Here is a 19,544-nt window from a genome sequence, read left to right on the forward strand (position 1 = left end):
TGTGAACAGACCAGCCCGACACGTTCGAACCGGAGGACACGATGGGTAACCCACTGAAGAAGACCATGGTGTATCTCGGCCTCGCCGACGAGGAAGAGGTCTACGAAGAAGAAGCGCAGGCGCCCGCCCGCGCTCACCGCGAACGCGATCGTGACCGCGAGGAGCCGGCACCGGCCCCCGTCACGCCGCTTCGCCGCCCCGTCGCCGTCCGCCAGCCGTCTGCAGGAGCCGTGAACGAGATCCTCACCGTCCACCCGAAGCAGTACCGTGACGCCCAGTTGATCGCGGAGAGCTTCCGCGAGGGTGTCCCGGTCATCATCAACCTCTCGCAGATGAGCGATGCCGATGCGCGTCGCCTCATCGACTTCGCGAGTGGGCTCTCGCTCGGCCTCTACGGCCGGATCGAGCGCGTGACCTCGAAGGTGTTCCTGCTGTCGCCGGAGAACATCGCGGTCTCGGGTCACGGGGGCATCGCACACGCAGACGCCGAGTCTGCGAGCTTCGACCAGTCGTAGCCCGTGCAGCTGGTCTCGGTCCTCGCGAGCATCGTTCATCTGGTGCTCCTCCTGTACGTCATCGTGCTCTTCGCACGGCTGATCCTGGACTACATCCCGATGTTCAATCGGGAATGGAGGCCCAAGGGCTTCGGCCTCGTCGCCGCCGAGGCGGTCTACACGCTCACCGATCCCCCCATCCGGTTCTTCCGACGGATCATCCCACCGCTGCGGATCGGCTCGCTGTCGCTCGACTTCGGGTTCGCACTCACACTGCTGATCGTCCTGATTCTGATGAACATCGTCCGACTGTTCGTCCGCTGAATCTCCGGCGTGTCCCGTGTTCCGGCTGCGGTGAGTTCCCGCTCTCTGAGTGTCGTGACATCGCGGCACCGATGCGCGGGGGCTATGCTGGCACCCAGGTGCGCGCCCCGGGTTCGCGCCACATCACGACCACGCCATACATCGATACTGGCAATCGAACTCATCGAAAGAGGAGCCACCCATGGCACTTACCCCGGATGACGTCGTCACCAAGCAGTTCCAGCACGTCCGCTTCAAGGACGGCTTCGACCCGGACGAGGTGGACGACTTCCTCGACGAGATCGTCATCGAGTGGCGCAAGGCTCTCGAGGAGAACGTCGAGCTGAAGGCCAAGCTGGCCGCGTACGAGTCCGGTGCTGCCCCTGAGGCCGCCGCTCCCGCTGCCGAGGCCCCCGCCGCCGCTCCTGTCGCCGAGGCTCCGGCAGAGCCGGCTCCGACCGGATCCGCGACCGCCACCGCCGGCATCATCGAGCTCGCGCAGCGTCTGCACGACGAGCACGTGGCCGAGGGCGAGGCCAAGCGCAACCAGCTCATCTCCGAGGCTGAGACCGAGGTGGCTCGCATCCGCACCGAGGCCGAGGCCAAGCAGCGCGAAGAGACCGCACGTCTCGAGCGCGAGCGCAACACGCTCGAGGCTCGGATCACCGAGCTCCGCAACTTCGAGCGCGACTACCGCTCGCAGCTGCGCGGCTACATCGAGGGCCAGCTCCGCGAGCTCGACGAGAAGTCGACCTCCACGGACTCGACCCCCGTCTCCGCGATCGGTCTGTAAGGCGCCCTCTTGTCAGGACGCCGTCCCCTTCCTCGGTCGGCGGCCGGCGCGATCGTTGCGATTCTCGCAGCGCTCGTGCTGGCCGCCGATCAGTTTGTGAAGTACCTCACCATCGAGAACCTGCCCTATCAGGAGCCGGTCCCCGTGCTCGGCGAGTTCCTTCAGCTGTATTACGTGCGCAATCCCGGAGCTGCTTTCTCGCTCGGGTCCGAAGTCACGTGGATCTTCACCATCGCCCTCGCGGTCGTGGCAGGCGTGATCGTCTGGAAGGCATTCGGTCTGAAGTCCCGGCTGTGGGCTGTCGTTCTCGGTTGCCTTCTCGGCGGAGTGCTCGGCAATCTCAGCGACCGTCTTTTCCGCGAGCCCGGCTTCCCTATGGGACATGTCGTCGACATGATCTCGATGCCGTGGATGATGCCGGCGATCTTCAACGTCGCGGACGTCTTCATCGTGACGGGGATGATCTCCGTGGCGCTGCTCGTCGTGGTCGGCCTGCGCTTCGACGGGACGCGGGAACGCGATCACCAGCTCGTGCAGACGGAGGCCGAGGCCGAGGCTGCAGCGGCGGTCGAGGCGACCGACACCGATGACGACATGGTCGACGCAGCCGACGCGGCGCCCCTGCGAAAGGTCGATGACGACACGCCTTCGGAGGGCGCGGCACCCGCGGCGGAGGGACGTTGACCGTGGAGTCGCGGTCACTGCCTGTACCCGACGGTCTCGACGGCTCGCGTGTCGATGCGGCCCTGGCGAAGCTGATGGGTTTCTCCCGCACCTTCGCTGCTGACGTCGCCGCCGCCGGGGGAGTGCGTCTCGACGGCGTCACGCTCGACAAGTCCGATCGCTTGCGAGGAGGCGGCTGGCTCGACATCGAATGGCAGCCGAAGGAGGCGCCGAAGATCGTCCCGATCGCGGTGCCGGAGCTCGGCATCGTCTACGACGATGACGACATCGTCGTCGTCGACAAGCCGACGGGCGTCGCCGCTCATCCTTCCCTCGGCTGGGAGGGGCCCACCGTCGTCGGTGCCCTCGCCGCGGCGGGCTTCCGTGTCTCGACCAGCGGAGCGCCGGAGCGCCAGGGCGTGGTGCACCGGCTGGACGTGGGCACGAGCGGCCTGATGGTCGTGGCGAAGTCGGAGCACGCCTACACGGTGCTGAAGCAGGCGTTCAAGGACCGCACGGTCGAGAAGATCTATCACGCGGTCGTCCAGGGGCACCCGGACCCGCTCGCCGGCACGATCGACGCTCCGATCGGGCGCCACCCCAATCACTCCTGGAAGTTCGCCGTCGTCCCGGATGGGAAGCCGTCCGTCACGCACTACGAGACCCTCGAGGCTTTTCCCGGCGCATCGCTGCTCGAGATCCACCTCGAGACCGGCCGCACGCATCAGATCCGCGTGCACATGGCTGCGCACCGGCACCCGTGCGTCGGCGACCCCCTGTACGGCGCCGACCCGACGCTGTCGGCGCGGCTGGGGCTCACCCGCCAGTGGCTGCATGCGCATCAGCTCGCTTTCGCGCACCCGACGACGGGTGACTGGGTGCAGTTCGAGTCTCCCTATCCCGCGGATTTCGAGCACGCTCTGGATGTGCTGCGCGGGGAATGATCCCCGTGTCTCGCCGGACGTGTGTCCGTGAGGTGCGCGACACTGGGCGCATGACCATCGAGGTTCGTCCCGCGACCGATTTCGACGACGTCGCCACACTCGTCGGGCCGAGGAAGCCGACATCGAACGTGTGCTTCTGCCTGAGCTATCGCATCGGAAACAAGGAGAATGTTGCGCTGAGGGGTCAGGCCCGTGCCGATCGCGTGCGTGAACTCTGCCATCAGGATCCTCCTCCCGGAGTGATCGCGTACCTGGACGGGGAACCGGTCGGATGGGCGGCCCTCCAGCCGCGTCGTGAGACGAGCTTCGCCCGAAACCGGCTGATCCCGCACGTCGACGACCTCGACGTCTGGTCGCTGTGGTGCTTCCGGGTTCGCCCTGGGTACCGGAAGCAGGGGATCACGCATGCACTCGTCGAGGGCGCAGTCGCCTACGCGAGGGAGCGCGGAGCCCCGGCGATCGAGGGGTACCCCGTCGACAACGGCGACGAGAAGGTGAACTTGACGATGGCATACGTCGGCACTCGGTCGCTGTTCGAAAGCGCGGGGTTCGAGAGGGCCGCCGACACCCGGTCCGTACTGGACGGGTTCCCCCGAGTCCTGATGCGGCTCGAACTCGGAGCATCGTCGACGTCGTCGAAGAAACCGTGAACCGCTCTGCGGCGCACGGCCAATACATAGCGTGACCACAGACAGCGAGATCATCCAGCGATCTCTTCAGCATCCGGCGGTGTTCGCCGAGCTCTTCGACAGACACGCGCGCGCCGTCAACGCCTTCGCCACGTATCGCATCGGCGGGCACGCGGCGGAAGACGTCCTGAGCGAGACGTTCCTCGTCGCATTCCGCCGCCGAGCCGATTTCGACACGGACGTCGAGTCGGCGGCGCCGTGGCTCCTCGGCATAGCCTCGCGCCTGATCCGCCGCCATCGTGCAGTGGAAGCGAAACACTGGAGGTCTTTCGCAGCGTCCGTCTCTCAGCAGGATCATTCGTCGCTCGGAGGTCTGGACGACGCGATGTCGCGGGTCGACGCCGAGCGCGAAGTCCAATCCTTGAAAACGCGGATCGCGGCACTCGCCCCAAAGGACAGGGAGACGCTCCTGCTCTACGCGTGGCAGGGGCTGACATACGAGGAGATCGCCGTCGCACTCGCCGTACCGGTGGGAACGGTGCGATCGCGCCTGAACAGGGTCCGCACACGGCTGGACTCCACCCGAAGGATCCAGGCATTCGAGCAGCAGCAGAAGGGGGAGACCCTTGGACATGTTTGAGAAGGCCCAGCAGACCAGGCCCGACATCGACGGCGCTGAGGAGAACATCGCGGCCGCGCGAGCCGTTCTCCTGACCGCGATCGAAGGTGAGCGCAGGCCGGCACGTGCTCGAGGAGCGCGAAGGTCGTGGCTGATAGCCGCAGCCTCGCTCGGCGCGGTGGCTGCGGTCACCACCGGGGTGCTCGTGATGAGCGGCATCGCCGCGCCAGCCCCCGCACCGACGGTGGAAGCGGTGCCGACACGTGCGCCTGGTTCCGAGCTCGTGCCGAGCCGGGTGCCGACCCCCACAGCCACTCCGATGACAGGGCCTGAGGCGCTGCTGGGAGCTGCGAACTCCGCGGCGGGATTCGCGCCGCCCCAGCTTGCTCCCGGGCAGTATCAGCGCCGTGCTTGGACGACGGAGTCGTTGGGCGTGTTCGACGCCGATCTCGATACAGCCGGGCAACCTGGCTACAGTGTCTCGCGAGCTGCGGCGTCGAGTGGCTGGGTGATCAGTCGCAGTGGCGCCGACTACTCGCCTGCAGATCTGCGTTCGCAGTGGTACGGAGAGTGGGGCGCTCCGGTCGCAGGCAGCGTCTACGGCGATCAGACGCAGGGGCATGCGGAGCAGAGTGCGGCGATGCAGGGCTACGGGCCGGCCGTCTCGTTGTTCGCCTCGGCCGCCCCCCGGTTGTCCGAGGGCGGCGTCGAAGACGTCCTGTGGTTCTTCGAGTCGATGCCACGTGACCCCGACGCCATGATCGGCTGGATCCGCGACCACCTGGGCCCGGACGAGCAGGGCTGGGCCGATGGAAAGGTCGGGTGGCTGATCATCGGACTGCTCTCGCACAACGTCGGGGACCCGGAGCTGCGGGCGTCGATGTACCGCGCACTCAGCTTGCTCCCCGGGTCGACGGTGGGTGCCGAACTCAACGGCGAACGGGTGGTCACGTTCGACTCGCAGCTCGGCTCGTCCGCGACTGCGGAGACATCGCTGAGGCGCTTCACGGTGACGATCGAGATGGCGACGGGGCTCGTGACCGAGATCACCGACACAAGTTCGGTCGGCGAAGGGGTGATCCCGAGTGACGTGCCGGACGTCCGGATGACCTTCGAGACGAGTGTGGTCGATACCTTGCCGTGACGAGTCTCGACGGGGCCCCGACACCGACCTCCGGTGTCGGGGCCCCGCCGTAGACTCGAAGGCATGGCATCCGACTCTTTCGTCCACCTGCACGTGCACAGCGAATACTCGATGCTCGACGGTGCGGCGAAGATCAATGCGATGACCCAGGCGGCTGCCGAATACGGCATGCCCGCGATCGCCGTCACCGATCACGGCAACACCTTCGCGGCCTTCGAGTTCTACAACGCCGCACGAAACGCCGGCATCAAGCCCATCATCGGGCTCGAGGCGTACATGACCCCCGGTACCCACCGCAGCGACAAGACTCGCGTGCAGTGGGGCTCGCCCGACCAGAAGAGCGATGATGTCTCGGGTTCCGGCGCGTACACCCACATGACGATGTGGAGCCAGAGCACCGAGGGCATGCACAACCTCTTCCGCATCAGCTCGAGATCGAGCATGGAGGGGTACTACTTCAAGCCGCGTATGGACCGCGAGCTGCTCCAGACCTACGGCAAGGGACTCATCGCCACGACAGGCTGCCCTTCGGGGGAGATCCAGACACGTCTGCGACTGGGACAGTACGACGCGGCGCGCGCGGCGGCGGCCGAGTTCCAGGACATCTTCGGCAAGGAGAACTACTTCGCCGAGATCATGGACCACGGCCTGTCGATCGAGCGGCGTGTCATGACCGACCTGCTCCGTCTGTCGAAGGACCTGAACATCCCCCTGGTCGCCACCAACGACTCGCACTACACGCACCAGCACGAGGCCGACGCGCACGAGGCTCTCCTGTGCGTGCAGTCTGGGTCGACGATGGACGACCCCAACCGGTTCAAGTTCGACGGCGACGGCTACTACATCAAGACAGCGGCCGAGATGCGGCAGCTCTTCCGAGACCACCCGGAAGCATGCGACAACACGCTGCTGATCGCCGAGCGGTGCGAGGTGGAGTTCAACACCTCCGCGAACTACATGCCGCGATTCCCGGTGCCGGACGGCGAGACCGAGGACAGCTGGCTCATCAAAGAGGTCGAGGCGGGGCTCCACTACCGCTACCCGGGTGGCATCCCCGACAAGGTGCGCAAGCAGGCCGAGTACGAGACCGGCATCATCCTGCAGATGGGGTTCCCCGGGTACTTCCTGGTCGTCGCCGACTTCATCAACTGGGCGAAGGACAACGGCATCCGGGTCGGTCCCGGCCGTGGCTCCGGTGCCGGATCGATGGTCGCGTACGCGATGAGGATCACCGACCTCGATCCGCTCGAGCACGGACTGATCTTCGAGCGATTCCTCAACCCCGACCGTGTATCGATGCCCGACTTCGACGTCGACTTCGATGACCGGCGCCGTGGCGAGGTCATCGACTACGTCACCGAGAAGTACGGCTCCGAGCGCGTCGCGCAGATCGTCACGTACGGCACCATCAAGTCCAAGCAGGCGCTGAAGGACGCCGGGCGCGTGCTCGGGTTCCCGTTCAGCATGGGAGAGCGTCTCACCAAGGCGATGCCGCCGCCCGTGATGGGCAAGGACATGCCCCTCGACGGCATGTTCGACTCGGCGCACCCGCGGTACAAGGAGGCGAGCGAGTTCCGCACCCTGATCGAGACCGATCCGGAGGCGAAGACCGTCTTCGACCGTGCGCTGGGTCTCGAGGGCCTGAAGCGTCAGTGGGGCGTGCACGCCGCCGGTGTGATCATGTCGTCCGACCCGTTGCTCGACATCATCCCGATCATGCGCCGTGAGCAGGACGGCCAGATCGTCACGCAGTTCGACTACCCGTCGTGCGAGTCGCTCGGTCTGATCAAGATGGACTTCCTGGGGCTCCGCAACCTCACGATCATCTCCGACGCGCTCGACAACATCCGCACCAACCGAGGTGAGGAACTCGACCTCGAGCACCTCGGCCTCGACGACCCCGGCGTGTACCAGCTGCTCGCCCGCGGAGACACCCTCGGTGTGTTCCAGCTCGACAGTCCGCCTCTGCGTTCCTTGATGCGGCTGATGAAGCCCGACAACTTCGGCGACATCTCGGCACTCATCGCCCTGTATCGTCCGGGGCCCATGGGCGCCAACTCGCACACGAACTACGCCCTGCGCAAGAACGGCCTGCAGGAGATCACTCCGATCCATCCCGAACTGGAAGCGCCTCTCGCCGAGATCCTGCAGGAGTCCTACGGGCTCATCATCTACCAGGAGCAGGTCATGGCCATCGCTCAGGCGGTCGCCGGCTTCAGCCTCGGACAGGCAGACATCCTCCGTCGTGCCATGGGCAAGAAGAAGAAGTCCGAGCTGGACAAGCAGTACGAGGGTTTCGCCGGCGGTATGAAGGAACGCGGCTTCGGCGAGGCGGCGATCAAGGCCCTGTGGGACATCCTGCTGCCCTTCTCGGACTACGCGTTCAACAAAGCGCACTCCGCCGCGTACGGCCTGGTGTCGTACTGGACCGCATACCTCAAGGCGCACTATCCCGCCGAGTACATGGCGGCGCTGCTCACCAGCGTCGGCGACTCCAAGGACAAGATGGCGCTGTACCTGAACGAGTGCCGTCGGATGGGCATCAAGGTGCTCCCGCCCGACGTCTCCGACTCGATCAACTTCTTCGCCGCCGTGGGCGACGACATCCGCTTCGGCCTCGGAGCCGTGCGCAACGTCGGCAGCAACGTCGTCGAGGGCATCGTCAAGGCCCGCAAGGACGAGCGCTTCACCTCGTTCCATCACTTCCTCGAGAAGGTTCCTCTGCACGTCTCGAACAAGCGCACCGTCGAGTCCCTGATCAAGGCGGGCGCGTTCGACTCCATGGGAGACACCCGTCGCGCGCTGTACGAGGTGCACGAAGATGCGGTCGAGGCGGCGGTCGACCGCAAGCGCAACGAGGCCCAGGGGGCGATCGGCTTCGACTTCGACAGCCTGTACGACGGGACCGAAGAGGTCGCGCCGGCGAAGGTCCCGGCCAGACCCGAGTGGGTCAAGAAGGACAAGCTCGCGTTCGAGCGGGAGATGCTCGGGCTCTACGTGTCGGACCACCCTCTCGCCGGACTCGAGGTACCGCTCGCGAAGCATGCGTCGATCTCGATCAACGATCTGAACAACTCCGAAGACCTGCAGGACGGCGACCAGGTGACGGTGGCCGGACTCGTGACCAGCGTGCAGCACCGCGTGGCCAAGGCGAGCGGAAACCCGTACGGCATGATCACCGTAGAGGACTTCAACGGTGAGGTCACCGTGATGTTCATGGGAAAGACGTACACCGAGTTCCAGCACACGCTGCAGCAGGACGCGATCCTCGCCGTGCGCGGGCGCGTGTCCAGGCGCGACGACGGGCTCAACCTGCACGCGCAGTCGGCGTTCGCTCCCGACGTGGGCTCTTTCGACGCGGCCGGTCCGTTGGCACTCGTCCTCGCCGAGCAGCGGGCGACCGAGCGGGTGATGATGGAACTCGCGGAGGTGCTCCGGCGCCACAACGGAGACACCGAGGTGGTGCTCCGCGTGCACCGGGGCGGCACGGCGAAGGTCTTCGAGGTGCCGATGCCCGTCAAGGTGTCCGCGGATCTGTTCGGTGACCTCAAGTCGCTGCTCGGGCCCACCTGTCTGGGGTGAGCGGGGTAGGATCGTGAGCCGTCGGCAGCACGACGAAACCACCCGTCGAGCCCCGTGACGAAAGGACCACGCATGAGCACGGATCTCCCCGAAACGGATCCTGAGGACGAGGTCTTCAGCGACGACGACGGTGTCCTCTACGACGAAGAGGTCACGCCGGAGTTCGGAATCCTCGGGTTCACGCTGCGCGAGCTGCTGATCGTGGGCGTGTGGCTGCTTTCGTTCGTGTTCTCGTTCTTCCCGCTCATCGGCGACCTCTCGCTCTGGGGCGTCGGAATCCAGTGGGTGCTTCCGATCGCGCTGCCCACCGTCGCCGTGTTCCTTCTGGTGCTCCGCCGATTCTCGCCCGACGGCATCCGCCGGGTCGGCTCACTCGGCATCGATCAGTTCGCCTCTGTCGCGTTCTCCGTGTCCGCCGTGGTCTGGATCGGCAGCCTGTGGCTCGCGATCTCCGCGCTCGTCTCCGGTGGCGTCTGGACCCTTCCGTGGAACGGAGTCGCCCTGGCCATCACCTCTGTGGCGCTCGTCGTCCTCACGGTGTTCGCCCCGATCATCCCGGGTCTCAAGGAAGACTTCCACGGGCGTCTCGTGACGCTCGCACACCGCAATGCGAACCCCGTTCGTCCCGTGATCGCGCGACCGCGTCCCGAGCCCGCGATCACCGACACGGTCGAAGAGCCGTCGCGCGGACCTGCGACCTCCGACGAGCTCGAGGTGTCTGAGGAGTCCGAGACGCAGACCGACGTCATCGTCGACAGCTCGGCTCTTCCTCTCGTCATCGACCGCGATGTCGAGCTGTCGGGCCACCAGGCCACGGACGAGATCGCTCGCTTCGACCTCGCCGAGCAGGTGCCGCTCACGGCACACGCGTCCGGTGGCGGGATCGGCACCACGCCGGAGGAGTCCGACGAGGACTACGTTCCCTCGTACTCACGTCGCTCCCGCAACCAGGAGCCGGAGATCGTCTCGGATACCGGGAGCATCGAGTCGCTGCTCGAGACAGCGGCGACGTATGAGACGAGCACGGCCGAGGAAGAGCCGGAGCCGCTGATCCTGGAGGGCGTCACGGACGCCGACCTCGAGGCGACGAATCCCCGAGCGACGGCGCCCGCAGCCCAGCCGTTCTGGATCCTCGCGCCGTCCGAGCGCGACGTCCACGACGAGCGTGGAGAGCCGCTCTTCCGCATCGGCCCGAGCGCGTGGGCTCTCGTGATCGAGGACCGTGGGGGTGCGTTCGTCGTCCGACATGACGACGGACGGATCGGCTACCTCCACGACATCTCCGACATCACGAAGGGTTGACAATGCGCACGATCGATCTGCGAGGGCGCGAGCTCTCGCCCGCGGGCATGCTCGCCGCCGTCCCCAGGGCAACGCAGGCCAGAGCCGAAGCGCTGGACACCGCAGCGCGCATCGTCGACGACGTGCGCGAGCGCGGTGAGGCGGCTCTTCGGGAGCAGGCCGAACGATTCGACGGAGTCACGGAACACGCAGTGCGCGTGCCCGCCGATCACCTCATCACGGCGTTGGAAGAGCTCGCGCCGGAGGTGCGGAGTGCGCTCGAGGAGGCGATCCGTCGCGTGCGCCTCGCGTCGGCAGCCCAGGTTCCCGCGACGCAGGTGACGCACATCGGGGAAGGGGCCGTCATCACGCAGCGCTGGCAGCCGGTGCACCGCGTGGGGGTCTACATCCCCGGCGGCAAAGCCGTGTATCCGTCGAGCGTGGTCATGAACGTCGTGCCGGCACAGGTCGCCGGTGTCCAGGAGATCGCCCTGGCATCGCCGCCGCAGTCGGACCAGGGCGGACGAATCCACCCGACGATCCTCGCGGCGGCCGCGTTGCTGGGTGTGACCGAGGTGTACGCGATGGGTGGCGCCGGCGCGATCGGCGCGCTGGCCCACGGAGTGCCGTCGCTCGACCTCGACCCTGTCGACGTCGTCTCGGGTCCGGGGAACAATTACGTCGCTTCCGCCAAGCGCGCCGTCGCCGGCGTCGTCGGAACGGACTCGGAAGCCGGGGCCACGGAGATCCTCGTCGTCGCCGACGCCTACGCGGATCCTCGGCTCATCGCCGCAGACCTCGTCAGCCAGGCGGAGCACGACGAGCAGGCATCGGCGGTGCTCGTGACTGACGCGGCGGATCTGGCCGAGAAGGTGGCCGCCGAAGTGGAGCGCATCGCCGCCGGCACGCGCCACAGCGAACGTGTCGCGGCCGCGCTGTCGGGGCCGCAGTCCGCGATCGTCGTCGTCGACGATCGCGACATGGCCACCGCCTTCAGCAACGCCTACGCACCGGAGCACCTCGAACTCCACCTCGTCGACGCCGAGCAGGCTGCCGCGGCCTTCACCAGCGCCGGGGCCGTGTTCGTCGGCGACCAGACCCCCGTCAGCCTCGGGGACTACATGGCAGGCAGCAATCACGTCCTGCCGACTGGAGGGCAGGCGCGCTATGCCCCGGGTCTCGGCTCGTACACCTTCCTTCGCCCGCAGCAGGTGATCTCCTACGACAGAGCTGCCCTGGCGGCTGTGCGGGCTGGAGTCGTCGCCCTGGCCGAAACCGAGGTGCTTCCTGCCCACGGCGAAGCGATCGAGGCGCGTTTCACCGCGTAGGATCGGTCAGATGCACTGCCCCTTCTGTCGACACCCCGATTCCCGCGTCATCGATTCACGCACCAGCGATGACGGACTCTCGATCAGGCGTCGTCGACAGTGCCCGGAGTGCGGTGGCAGGTTCACCACGACGGAGACGGCGAGCCTCAACGTCATCAAGCGTTCCGGGGTGATGGAGCCGTTCAGTCGGGAGAAGGTCATCACGGGCGTGCGCAAGGCGTGCCAGGGACGTCCGGTCACCGAGGGAGACCTCGCGGTGCTCGCTCAACGCGTGGAAGAGGCCGTGCGGCAGACCGGCGTCTCGCAGCTCGACACGAACGAGATCGGTCTGGCCATCCTGGGACCGTTGCGCGAGCTTGACGAGGTCGCGTTCCTGCGGTTCGCCAGCGTCTATCAGGCGTTCGATTCGCTCGAGGACTTCGAGTCCGCCATCACCGACCTGCGCGCCGACCACACGAAGCGGGAGTCCGCGGAGCGGTAATCTGGCAGGGATGTATCCGCTGCTCTTTCGCGCTGTCCTGTCGCGCTTCGACCCCGAGTTCGCCCACCACGCCGGCATGGCGGTGATCCGTGTGCTCGGGGCGCCTCCGTTCTCCTGGGCGACGCGGGCTCTCACTCGACCGGATCCGTCGCTTCAGGTCGAAGCCCTCGGTCTCACCTTCCCCTCGCCGTTCGGTGTCGCTGCGGGGTTCGACAAGAACGCGGTGGGCGTGCGGGGACTCGCCGCGCTGGGGTTCGGGCACGTGGAAGTGGGCACCGTGACGGCGATCCCTCAGGAGGGAAACCCCAAGCCGCGGCTGTTCCGTCTCGTCGAAGACCGGGCCGTGATCAATCGGATGGGCTTCAACAACGCGGGAGCGGATGCCGCCGCTCGTCGACTCGCGCGCCTGCGGCGTGGCGCGCCCGACACGATCATCGGCGTCAACATCGGCAAGAGCCGTGTCGTCGACGTCGAAGACGCGACCGCCGACTATGTGGCTTCGGCGACGCGCCTCGCTCCGCTCGCCGACTATCTGGCCGTCAACGTGTCGTCACCGAACACGCCGGGGCTGCGCGGCCTGCAGGCTGTCGAGACGCTCTCGCCGCTTCTTCGCGCGGTCAGGGAAGCCTCCGGCAGCACGCCACTTCTCGTGAAGATCGCGCCTGACCTCCCGGATGATGAGATCACGGCGATCGCACAGTTGGCCGTCGCCGAGGGGCTGGCGGGGATCATCGCCCACAACACGACGATCAGTCGAGACGGGCTGCGTACGGATGCGGCGACCGTCGAGGCCGCGGGAGCGGGTGGGCTCTCCGGGGCGCCGCTGAAGAAGCGGTCCCTCGAAGTGCTGCGCGTCGTGCGCGACGCGGTTCCCGCAGATTTCTGCGTCATCGCGGTCGGGGGAGTGGAGACCGCTTCGGACGTGCAGGAGCGCATCGACGCAGGTGCGACGCTCGTGCAGGGCTATACGGCGTTCCTCTACCGCGGCCCGTTCTGGGGTCGCGAGATCAACAGGGGACTGCTCAGGCGGGGTACTGGCCGCGCTTGACCTGCGGCTTCGGCAGACGCATGAAGCGCATCTGCAGCGCGCGCATCGCGGCGTACCAGCCGAGGCCGCGCTCGAGTCGGTCCTTGCCGAACTTCGCGGCCGCCTTGCGCTTGACCCGCATGCCGAGCAGGACCATGCCGCCGATCGCGATCACGAGGTAGCCCATCATCACGATGTAGGCGTAGAAGGAGATGGCCGTGTTCGCCGGCACCAGCGAGGCGAGGATGACCAGCACCATCACACCCATCACGAACTCGGCCGGGTGCCACCCCGCGTCCACGTAGTCGCGGACCCAGCGGCGCTGCGGGCCCTTGTCGCGAACCGGGAGGTACTTCTCCTCACCGGCGGCCATGCCTGCCTGCGCGCGGGCACGGCGCTCATTGAGCTCCGCCTTGGCCGCCGCCTTCGCCTCTTTGGTGTTGGCGACGAGGGGCCGGCGACGAGCTGCCTCCTGCTCCGCACGGCTCGGCGTCGCGCGCCCCTTGCCGACGGAGGTCGTCTCGGGTGCGTCGTCGTTCGTGGAAGGGGAGGTAGGAGTAGTGGACACGGAGTTCCTCGGTTCGCCGGTGGGGGATCACCTTAAGATTACTCGCATGACCTCTCCTGTTCCTCCCCGTGAGTCCGACGCCGCCGTCCTCGAGGCGGTGGCGACCGGGATCCCCTCTGCGCTGTCGGATCTCGGCCACCTGGTGCGCATCCCCGGCATGGCCTGGCCGGCGTTCGATCAGACGCAGCTGGAACGCAGCGCAGAGGCTGTCGCCGCGCTGGCATCCGGCACCGGTGTGTTCGACGAGGTGCGCGTGCTCCGCGCCGCGATCCCCGGGACAGACGAGCAGGGACAGCCGGCTGTGCTCGCCACGCGTGCCGCGCGCAACGGCAAGCCGACGATCCTGCTCTACGCCCACCACGACGTGCAGCCTCCGGGGGATGATGCCCTGTGGGAGACTCCGCCGTTCGAGCCGACGGTGCGTGACGGGCGTCTCTACGGCCGTGGGGCGGCGGACGACAAGGCCGGCATCATGTCGCACATCGCCTCGATCCGCGCGGTCAGCGAGGTGCTGGGCGACGATCTCGACCTCGGCATCGCGATGTTCATCGAGGGGGAGGAGGAGTACGGCTCCCGCTCGTTCGCGCAGTTCCTCTCCGACAACAAGGACGCTCTCCGCGCGGACGCGATCGTCGTGGCGGACTCCGGTAACTGGGACTCCGTGACCCCGGGGCTCACGGTCTCGCTCCGTGGCAATGCGCGCTTCACGATGCGTGTGCGCACCCTCGACCACGCTTCGCACTCCGGCATGTTCGGCGGCGCCGTGCCCGATGCGATGATGGCGACTGTCACACTGCTCTCCACACTGTGGAACGCCGACGGTTCGGTCGCGGTCGAGGGCATGACCGAGCGGGACGCTCCCACTCCCGAATACACCGAGGCGACGCTGCGAGACGAGGCGGGCCTGCTGCCCGGCACCACGCCGATCGGCGGCGGCACCATCCTCAGCCGGATCTGGAACAAGCCCTCGGTGACGGTCATCGGGATCGATGCCACCAGTGTGGCGGCGGCCTCCAACACCCTGCTCCCCGAGGTGACGGTGGTCATCAGCGCGCGGGTGGCACCGGGCCAGACCGGCAGGGAGGCCTACGACGCTCTCGAGAGTCATCTCCGCGCGCACGCGCCGTTCGGAGCAGACATCACCTTCTCCGACATCGACCTCGGTGACGGCTTCCTCGTCGACACCAGCGGCTGGGCTGTCGCCCTCACCCGCGACGCCATGCGCGACGGCTACGGGGTGCCTCCCGTAGACCTCGGAGTGGGCGGCTCGATCCCGTTCATCGCGGACCTCGTGCGGGAGTTCCCCGACGCGCAGATCCTGGTCACCGGTGTCGAGGACCCGCACTCGCGCGCACACAGTCCCAACGAGTCGCTGCATCTCGACACCTTCCGCCATGCGATCGCGACCGAGGCGTTGCTGCTCGCCCGCATGAATGACGAAGAACGCGGAGCCGTCTGAGATCAGCGGCGGTAGAATCGTCCGAGAAGCCGTGCACCCGCGGCCCGTCACAAGGAGCGACATGAGCGACACCACACTCTCCCCAGAGACCACCCGCGCACACGGCGTCACCCTGACCGACGCTGCTGCCACCAAGGTGAAGAACCTCCTGGAGCAGGAGGGCCGCGACGATCTGCGGCTGCGCGTTGCCGTGCAGCCGGGCGGATGCTCGGGCCTGATCTACCAGCTGTACTTCGACGAGCGCTACCTCGAGGGTGACGAGACCGTCGACTTCGACGGCGTGGAGGTCATCATCGACAACATGAGCGTCCCGTACCTCGACGGTGCGGCGATCGACTTCAAGGACACGATCTCCGAGCAGGGCTTCACGATCGACAACCCCAACGCGGCGGGAAGCTGCGCCTGCGGCGACAGCTTCCACTGATCCCGCGCCGTGCACACGGCCGCCGTCACCGCTGGTGACGGCGGCCGTTCTGGTTTCACTACCTGCGTGGATGGCATGAATCAGGTGTGAGGTTGCCCTAGACTTGGGTGTGCTCTGTTCGCGATCTGAAAGGTGCATCGTGCCCTCGAAACGCAGCCTTCGTTGGGCCGCCCTCCCTGTGGGAGTTGCGGCAGCCTTGGCCCTGGCGGGATGCTCTCCCACCGAGCTGAACGGCTTTCTTCCGGGCTTCGTGGAGGGTGGTCCCGCAGCCACCAACCAGACCGAGCGCGTCTCGTCGCTCTGGGTCAACTCCTGGATCGTGCTCCTCGCGGTCGGCATCATCACCTGGGGCCTGATGGCCTGGGCTGCGATCGCCTACCGCCGCCGCAAGGGCCAGACCGGCCTCCCGGTGCAGATGCGCTACAACATGCCGATCGAGATCTTCTACACGATCGTGCCGCTCATCCTCGTGCTGGGCATGTTCTTCTTCACGGCTCGCGACCAGTCCGAGATCGAGGCGAAGTGGGACGACCCCGACGTCGAGATCACCGCGATCGCGAAGCAGTGGGCCTGGGACTTCCAGTACGACGGCGAGGAGGAGGACAACTCCGACGCCGTCTGGACGATGGGCGTCCAGGCGCAGCCCGACAAGGACGGCAACATCGACCAGGCACAGCTGCCGACCCTGGTGCTGCCCGTCGACAAGAAGGTCACGATCAACCTTCAGTCGCGCGACGTCATCCACTCCTTCTGGATCATCGACTTCCTGTACAAGAAGGACATGTTCATCGGGAAGGACAACTCCTGGTCGTTCATCCCGACTCGAGAGGGCGAGTACGCCGGCAAGTGCGCCGAGCTCTGCGGTGAGTACCACTCCATGATGCTCTTCAACGTGAAGGTGGTCTCCCAGAGCGACTACGACGCCTACGTGGCATCGCTCGAGGAGAAGGGCAACACCGGCGACATCACCGGTGCGTACGACCGTCTCGCGAACCTGCCGGGGACCACCCCGAAGACCGACACCGAGGAAGGAGGGGAGTAAGCCATGTCGACCACAGAAGCTCCCCGTACCGACGAGTCCCCCCGCTCGCGTCCCAGCACTCTGCCCGCACGCCAGGCCGCTCTCATGAGCTCCTCGCGCGTCGAGCAGAAGGGCAACATCGTCGTCAAGTGGATCACCTCCACCGACCACAAGACGATCGGGTACATGTACCTGATCGCGTCGGTGATGTTCTTCCTCCTCGGCGGTGTGATGGCTCTCGTCATCCGTGCAGAGCTGTTCGCGCCGGGCATGCAGATCATCCCGACGAAGGAGCAGTACAACCAGCTCTTCACGATGCACGGCACGATCATGCTGCTGATGTTCGCGACGCCGCTGTTCGCCGGGTTCGCCAACGCCATCCTGCCGCTGCAGATCGGTGCCCCTGACGTCGCCTTCCCGCGTCTGAACGCCTTCGCCTTCTGGCTCTTCCTCTTCGGCTCCACGATCGCCGTCGCCGGCTTCCTGACCCCGCAGGGCGCGGCCTCCTTCGGATGGTTCGCGTACCAGCCGCTGGCGGGAGCGTCGTTCTCGCCTGGCGCAGGTGGAAACCTCTGGATGGTCGGTCTCGGCATCTCCGGTTTCGGTACCATCCTCGGTGCCGTCAACTTCATCACCACGATCATCACGATGCGTGCGCCCGGTATGACCATGTGGCGCATGCCGATCTTCTCGTGGAACACGCTCATCACGAGCCTGCTCATCCTGATGGCGTTCCCGGTGCTGGCCGCGGCCATCTTCGCTGCTGCTGCAGACCGTATCCTCGGTGCGCACATCTACGACCCGGCCAACGGCGGAGTCCTGCTCTGGCAGCACCTGTTCTGGTTCTTCGGACACCCTGAGGTCTACATCATCGCGCTGCCGTTCTTCGGCATCGTCTCCGAGATCTTCCCGGTGTTCAGCCGCAAGCCGATCTTCGGATACAAGACCCTCGTCTACGCGACGATCGCCATCGCGGCGCTGTCCGTCGCCGTGTGGGCTCACCACATGTACGTGACGGGCTCGGTCCTGCTGCCGTTCTTCGCTCTGATGACCATGCTCATCGCTGTGCCGACGGGTGTGAAGATCTTCAACTGGATCGGTACGCTCTGGCGAGGTTCGGTGACCTTCGAGACGCCGATGGTCTTCGCACTCGGCTTCCTCGTCTCGTTCGTCTTCGGTGGTCTGACGGGTGTCATCCTCGCGGCTCCGCCGCTGGACTTCGCCCTTTCCGACTCGTACTTCGTCGTCGCCCACTTCCACTACGTGGTGTTCGGAACCGTGGTGTTCGCCATGTTCGCCGGCTTCTACTTCTGGTGGCCCAAGTGGACAGGACGCATGCTGAACGAGCGTCTCGGCTACGTGCACTTCTGGCTGCTGTTCATCGGCTTCCACATGACGTTCCTCATCCAGCACTGGCTGGGTGTCGACGGCATGGTGCGTCGTTACGCCGACTACTCGGAGGCCGACGGCTGGACCTGGCAGAACCAGGTGTCGACGATCGGTGCCATCATCCTCGGTGCCTCGATGCTGCCGTTCTTCCTGAACGTCTGGATCACGGCACGCAAGGCTCCGAAGGTCACGGTCAACGACCCGTGGGGCTACGGCGGATCGCTCGAGTGGGCGACGTCCTGCCCGCCGCCGCGACACAACTTCACGTCGATCCCGCGCATTCGCAGCGAGCGTCCTGCGTTCGACCTGAATCACCCGGAAGCTGCGGAGTTCGCCACGACGGCTCCCGGCGAGCGAGAGGCCCACTAAGTCATGCGCGACAACGTCATTCTCTGGTGGATCCTGACGGCGTTCTTCGCCCTCGTCGGAGTCGTCTACACCGGCTGGCACATCCTCGCCACGCCTAACGACGACTTCGCCATGCGGGTCGAGTGGGTCGGCACGGTCGCCCTGTTCTTCGCCGCTTTCATGGCCGCGATGATCGCGTTCTACCTCGACCGCACCCACAAGGCCCAGCGCGGCGAGCTGCCGGAGGACATCCTGACGTCGGACATCGACGACGGTGACCCGGAGCTCGGCGAGTTCAGCCCGTGGTCGTGGTGGCCCATCGTCCTGGCCGCATCAGCCGGTGTCTTCGTGGTGGGCCTGGCAGTCGGCCACTTCCTCCTCCCGATCGGGCTGGCGATCTTCGTCGTCGCGATCGTCGGTTGGGTATACGAGTACTACCGCGGCAACTTCGCCCGCTGATACCGCGTATCGAAAGAAGGCCCTCGGATCCGTCCGGGGGCCTTCTTCCTGTGTAGCGACAGCCGTGTTCAGGCGCGGGTGCGGATCCGAGCGATTCCGGTGAGCGGATCCACCGGGCGATGATGCACGCCATCGGCGTCCTCCACCGCGTACCCTTCCCTGACCCAGTACTCGAAGCCGCCGATCATCTCGCGCACCCGATAGCCGAGGCGTGCGAACTCGAGCGCACCCTTCGCACCCGCATTGCACCCAGGGCTCCAGCAGTAGACCACGACATCGGTGTCCGCAGGGATCTCCCTCGGGGCACGGGAGGCGATCTCGCTGTAATGCATGTGTACGGCGCCGGCGACGCGCCCCTGAGCCCATGCCTCGTCCGAACGGACGTCGATCACCACCAGGTTCTCACCGGCCTTGATTGCGGCATGGACGTCGCTGGAGTCGGTCTCGTAGGTCAGTTTGGCCTCATAGAAGTCGGTGCGATCGATCATTCCCTCAGCCTAAGGAGCCGATGCGAGACGTCGACAGCGGAATCCCGTCTCGTGACGTGCGAATGCGGTCACATCCTCCCCACGAATCGCAGGAGGCCTG

At 66.4% G+C, this 19,544-nt stretch carries 20 protein-coding genes; 18 read left to right on the forward strand and 2 right to left on the reverse strand.

The annotated features are described in order from the left end of the window. Positions 1-41 precede the first annotated feature (41 nt). The 13 genes from MOX01_RS08610 (at position 42) to MOX01_RS08670 (ending at position 13,309) form a co-directional block, all read left to right on the forward strand. Positions 42-515, forward strand: a complete 474-nt coding sequence (locus MOX01_RS08610; RefSeq protein ID WP_046749318.1) for a cell division protein SepF — start codon at positions 42-44, stop codon at positions 513-515. A gap of 3 nt (positions 516-518) precedes the next feature. Beyond that, complete coding sequence (locus MOX01_RS08615) at positions 519-818, forward strand: YggT family protein (protein WP_046749317.1); 300 nt, start codon at positions 519-521, stop codon at positions 816-818. Positions 819-999: 181 nt separating this feature from the next. Continuing rightward, positions 1,000-1,590 (forward strand): DivIVA domain-containing protein, encoded by a 591-nt coding sequence (locus MOX01_RS08620; RefSeq protein ID WP_058632802.1) that lies wholly within the window; start codon positions 1,000-1,002, stop codon positions 1,588-1,590. 9 nt (positions 1,591-1,599) lie between these two features. Beyond that, positions 1,600-2,274, forward strand: coding sequence for a signal peptidase II (gene lspA / locus MOX01_RS08625; protein WP_082682713.1), 675 nt, complete (start codon positions 1,600-1,602; stop codon positions 2,272-2,274). A 2-nt stretch (positions 2,275-2,276) separates the two neighbouring features. Beyond that, on the forward strand, positions 2,277-3,197 hold the full coding sequence (locus tag MOX01_RS08630) for an RluA family pseudouridine synthase (protein WP_046749314.1): 921 nt from the start codon (positions 2,277-2,279) through the stop codon (positions 3,195-3,197). Positions 3,198-3,247: 50 nt separating this feature from the next. Beyond that, complete coding sequence (locus MOX01_RS08635) at positions 3,248-3,847, forward strand: GNAT family N-acetyltransferase (protein WP_141369278.1); 600 nt, start codon at positions 3,248-3,250, stop codon at positions 3,845-3,847. Between the two features lie 31 nt (positions 3,848-3,878). After that, entirely contained in the window at positions 3,879-4,466 is a 588-nt protein-coding gene (locus MOX01_RS08640; RefSeq protein WP_141369280.1) for an RNA polymerase sigma factor, read from the forward strand. Next, positions 4,459-5,589, forward strand: coding sequence for a hypothetical protein (locus MOX01_RS08645; RefSeq protein ID WP_141369282.1), 1,131 nt, complete (start codon positions 4,459-4,461; stop codon positions 5,587-5,589). The genes MOX01_RS08640 and MOX01_RS08645 overlap by 8 nt, the downstream gene beginning before the upstream one ends. A 63-nt stretch (positions 5,590-5,652) precedes the next feature. Next, positions 5,653-9,171 (forward strand): DNA polymerase III subunit alpha, encoded by a 3,519-nt coding sequence (gene dnaE, locus MOX01_RS08650; protein ID WP_058632806.1) that lies wholly within the window; start codon positions 5,653-5,655, stop codon positions 9,169-9,171. 72 nt (positions 9,172-9,243) lie between these two features. Then, complete coding sequence (locus tag MOX01_RS08655) at positions 9,244-10,473, forward strand: hypothetical protein (protein WP_141369284.1); 1,230 nt, start codon at positions 9,244-9,246, stop codon at positions 10,471-10,473. Between the two features lie 2 nt (positions 10,474-10,475). Beyond that, positions 10,476-11,780, forward strand: a complete 1,305-nt coding sequence (hisD, locus tag MOX01_RS08660; RefSeq protein ID WP_141369286.1) for a histidinol dehydrogenase — start codon at positions 10,476-10,478, stop codon at positions 11,778-11,780. Between the two features lie 10 nt (positions 11,781-11,790). Beyond that, complete coding sequence (nrdR, locus tag MOX01_RS08665) at positions 11,791-12,261, forward strand: transcriptional regulator NrdR (RefSeq protein ID WP_046749305.1); 471 nt, start codon at positions 11,791-11,793, stop codon at positions 12,259-12,261. A 10-nt stretch (positions 12,262-12,271) separates the two neighbouring features. Further along, positions 12,272-13,309 (forward strand): quinone-dependent dihydroorotate dehydrogenase, encoded by a 1,038-nt coding sequence (locus tag MOX01_RS08670; RefSeq protein WP_141369287.1) that lies wholly within the window; start codon positions 12,272-12,274, stop codon positions 13,307-13,309. Here the strand turns inward: MOX01_RS08670 and MOX01_RS08675 are convergent. Beyond that, positions 13,284-13,856, reverse strand: a complete 573-nt coding sequence (locus MOX01_RS08675) for a DUF3043 domain-containing protein (RefSeq protein ID WP_141369289.1) — start codon at positions 13,854-13,856, stop codon at positions 13,284-13,286. The genes MOX01_RS08670 and MOX01_RS08675 overlap by 26 nt on opposite strands. 46 nt (positions 13,857-13,902) lie before the next feature. On the opposite strand from MOX01_RS08675, the gene MOX01_RS08680 reads away from it, so the two are divergent. The 5 genes from MOX01_RS08680 (at position 13,903) to ctaF (ending at position 18,956) form a co-directional block, all read left to right on the forward strand. Then, positions 13,903-15,315 carry a dipeptidase gene (locus tag MOX01_RS08680; protein ID WP_141369291.1) on the forward strand — a complete coding sequence of 471 codons (1,413 nt, stop codon included), beginning with the start codon at positions 13,903-13,905 and terminating at the stop codon, positions 15,313-15,315. A 61-nt stretch (positions 15,316-15,376) separates the two neighbouring features. Continuing rightward, positions 15,377-15,739, forward strand: coding sequence for an iron-sulfur cluster insertion protein ErpA (gene erpA / locus MOX01_RS08685; RefSeq protein ID WP_017830247.1), 363 nt, complete (start codon positions 15,377-15,379; stop codon positions 15,737-15,739). Between the two features lie 139 nt (positions 15,740-15,878). Beyond that, entirely contained in the window at positions 15,879-16,781 is a 903-nt protein-coding gene (gene ctaC / locus MOX01_RS08690) for an aa3-type cytochrome oxidase subunit II (protein ID WP_046749301.1), read from the forward strand. Between the two features lie 3 nt (positions 16,782-16,784). Next, positions 16,785-18,518, forward strand: a complete 1,734-nt coding sequence (gene ctaD / locus MOX01_RS08695) for an aa3-type cytochrome oxidase subunit I (protein ID WP_171011008.1) — start codon at positions 16,785-16,787, stop codon at positions 18,516-18,518. A 3-nt stretch (positions 18,519-18,521) separates the two neighbouring features. Next, positions 18,522-18,956: an aa3-type cytochrome oxidase subunit IV gene (ctaF, locus tag MOX01_RS08700; protein ID WP_046749300.1), complete on the forward strand. Its 435-nt coding sequence runs from the start codon at positions 18,522-18,524 to the stop codon at positions 18,954-18,956. A 68-nt stretch (positions 18,957-19,024) separates the two neighbouring features. Here ctaF and MOX01_RS08705 read toward each other — a convergent pair whose 3' ends face one another. Next, on the reverse strand, positions 19,025-19,444 hold the full coding sequence (locus tag MOX01_RS08705; RefSeq protein ID WP_141369293.1) for a rhodanese-like domain-containing protein: 420 nt from the start codon (positions 19,442-19,444) through the stop codon (positions 19,025-19,027). Positions 19,445-19,544 lie beyond the last annotated feature (100 nt).

It is taken from the genome of Microbacterium oxydans (assembly GCF_006540085.1).
In the GTDB taxonomy this organism is placed as follows: Bacteria; Actinomycetota; Actinomycetes; order Actinomycetales; family Microbacteriaceae; genus Microbacterium; species Microbacterium oxydans.

Coding starts and splice junctions, on each gene's coding strand:
- erpA (WP_017830247.1), top strand. CDS start 15,377: ATGAGCGACACCACACTCTCCCCAGAGACCACCCGCGCACACGGCGTC.
- MOX01_RS08655 (WP_141369284.1), top strand. CDS start 9,244: ATGAGCACGGATCTCCCCGAAACGGATCCTGAGGACGAGGTCTTCAGC.
- MOX01_RS08635 (WP_141369278.1), top strand. CDS start 3,248: ATGACCATCGAGGTTCGTCCCGCGACCGATTTCGACGACGTCGCCACA.
- MOX01_RS08645 (WP_141369282.1), top strand. CDS start 4,459: ATGTTTGAGAAGGCCCAGCAGACCAGGCCCGACATCGACGGCGCTGAG.
- dnaE (WP_058632806.1), top strand. CDS start 5,653: ATGGCATCCGACTCTTTCGTCCACCTGCACGTGCACAGCGAATACTCG.
- ctaD (WP_171011008.1), top strand. CDS start 16,785: ATGTCGACCACAGAAGCTCCCCGTACCGACGAGTCCCCCCGCTCGCGT.
- MOX01_RS08610 (WP_046749318.1), top strand. CDS start 42: ATGGGTAACCCACTGAAGAAGACCATGGTGTATCTCGGCCTCGCCGAC.
- MOX01_RS08620 (WP_058632802.1), top strand. CDS start 1,000: ATGGCACTTACCCCGGATGACGTCGTCACCAAGCAGTTCCAGCACGTC.
- ctaF (WP_046749300.1), top strand. CDS start 18,522: ATGCGCGACAACGTCATTCTCTGGTGGATCCTGACGGCGTTCTTCGCC.
- nrdR (WP_046749305.1), top strand. CDS start 11,791: ATGCACTGCCCCTTCTGTCGACACCCCGATTCCCGCGTCATCGATTCA.
- MOX01_RS08680 (WP_141369291.1), top strand. CDS start 13,903: ATGACCTCTCCTGTTCCTCCCCGTGAGTCCGACGCCGCCGTCCTCGAG.
- hisD (WP_141369286.1), top strand. CDS start 10,476: ATGCGCACGATCGATCTGCGAGGGCGCGAGCTCTCGCCCGCGGGCATG.
- MOX01_RS08670 (WP_141369287.1), top strand. CDS start 12,272: ATGTATCCGCTGCTCTTTCGCGCTGTCCTGTCGCGCTTCGACCCCGAG.
- MOX01_RS08705 (WP_141369293.1), bottom strand. CDS start 19,444: ATGATCGATCGCACCGACTTCTATGAGGCCAAACTGACCTACGAGACC.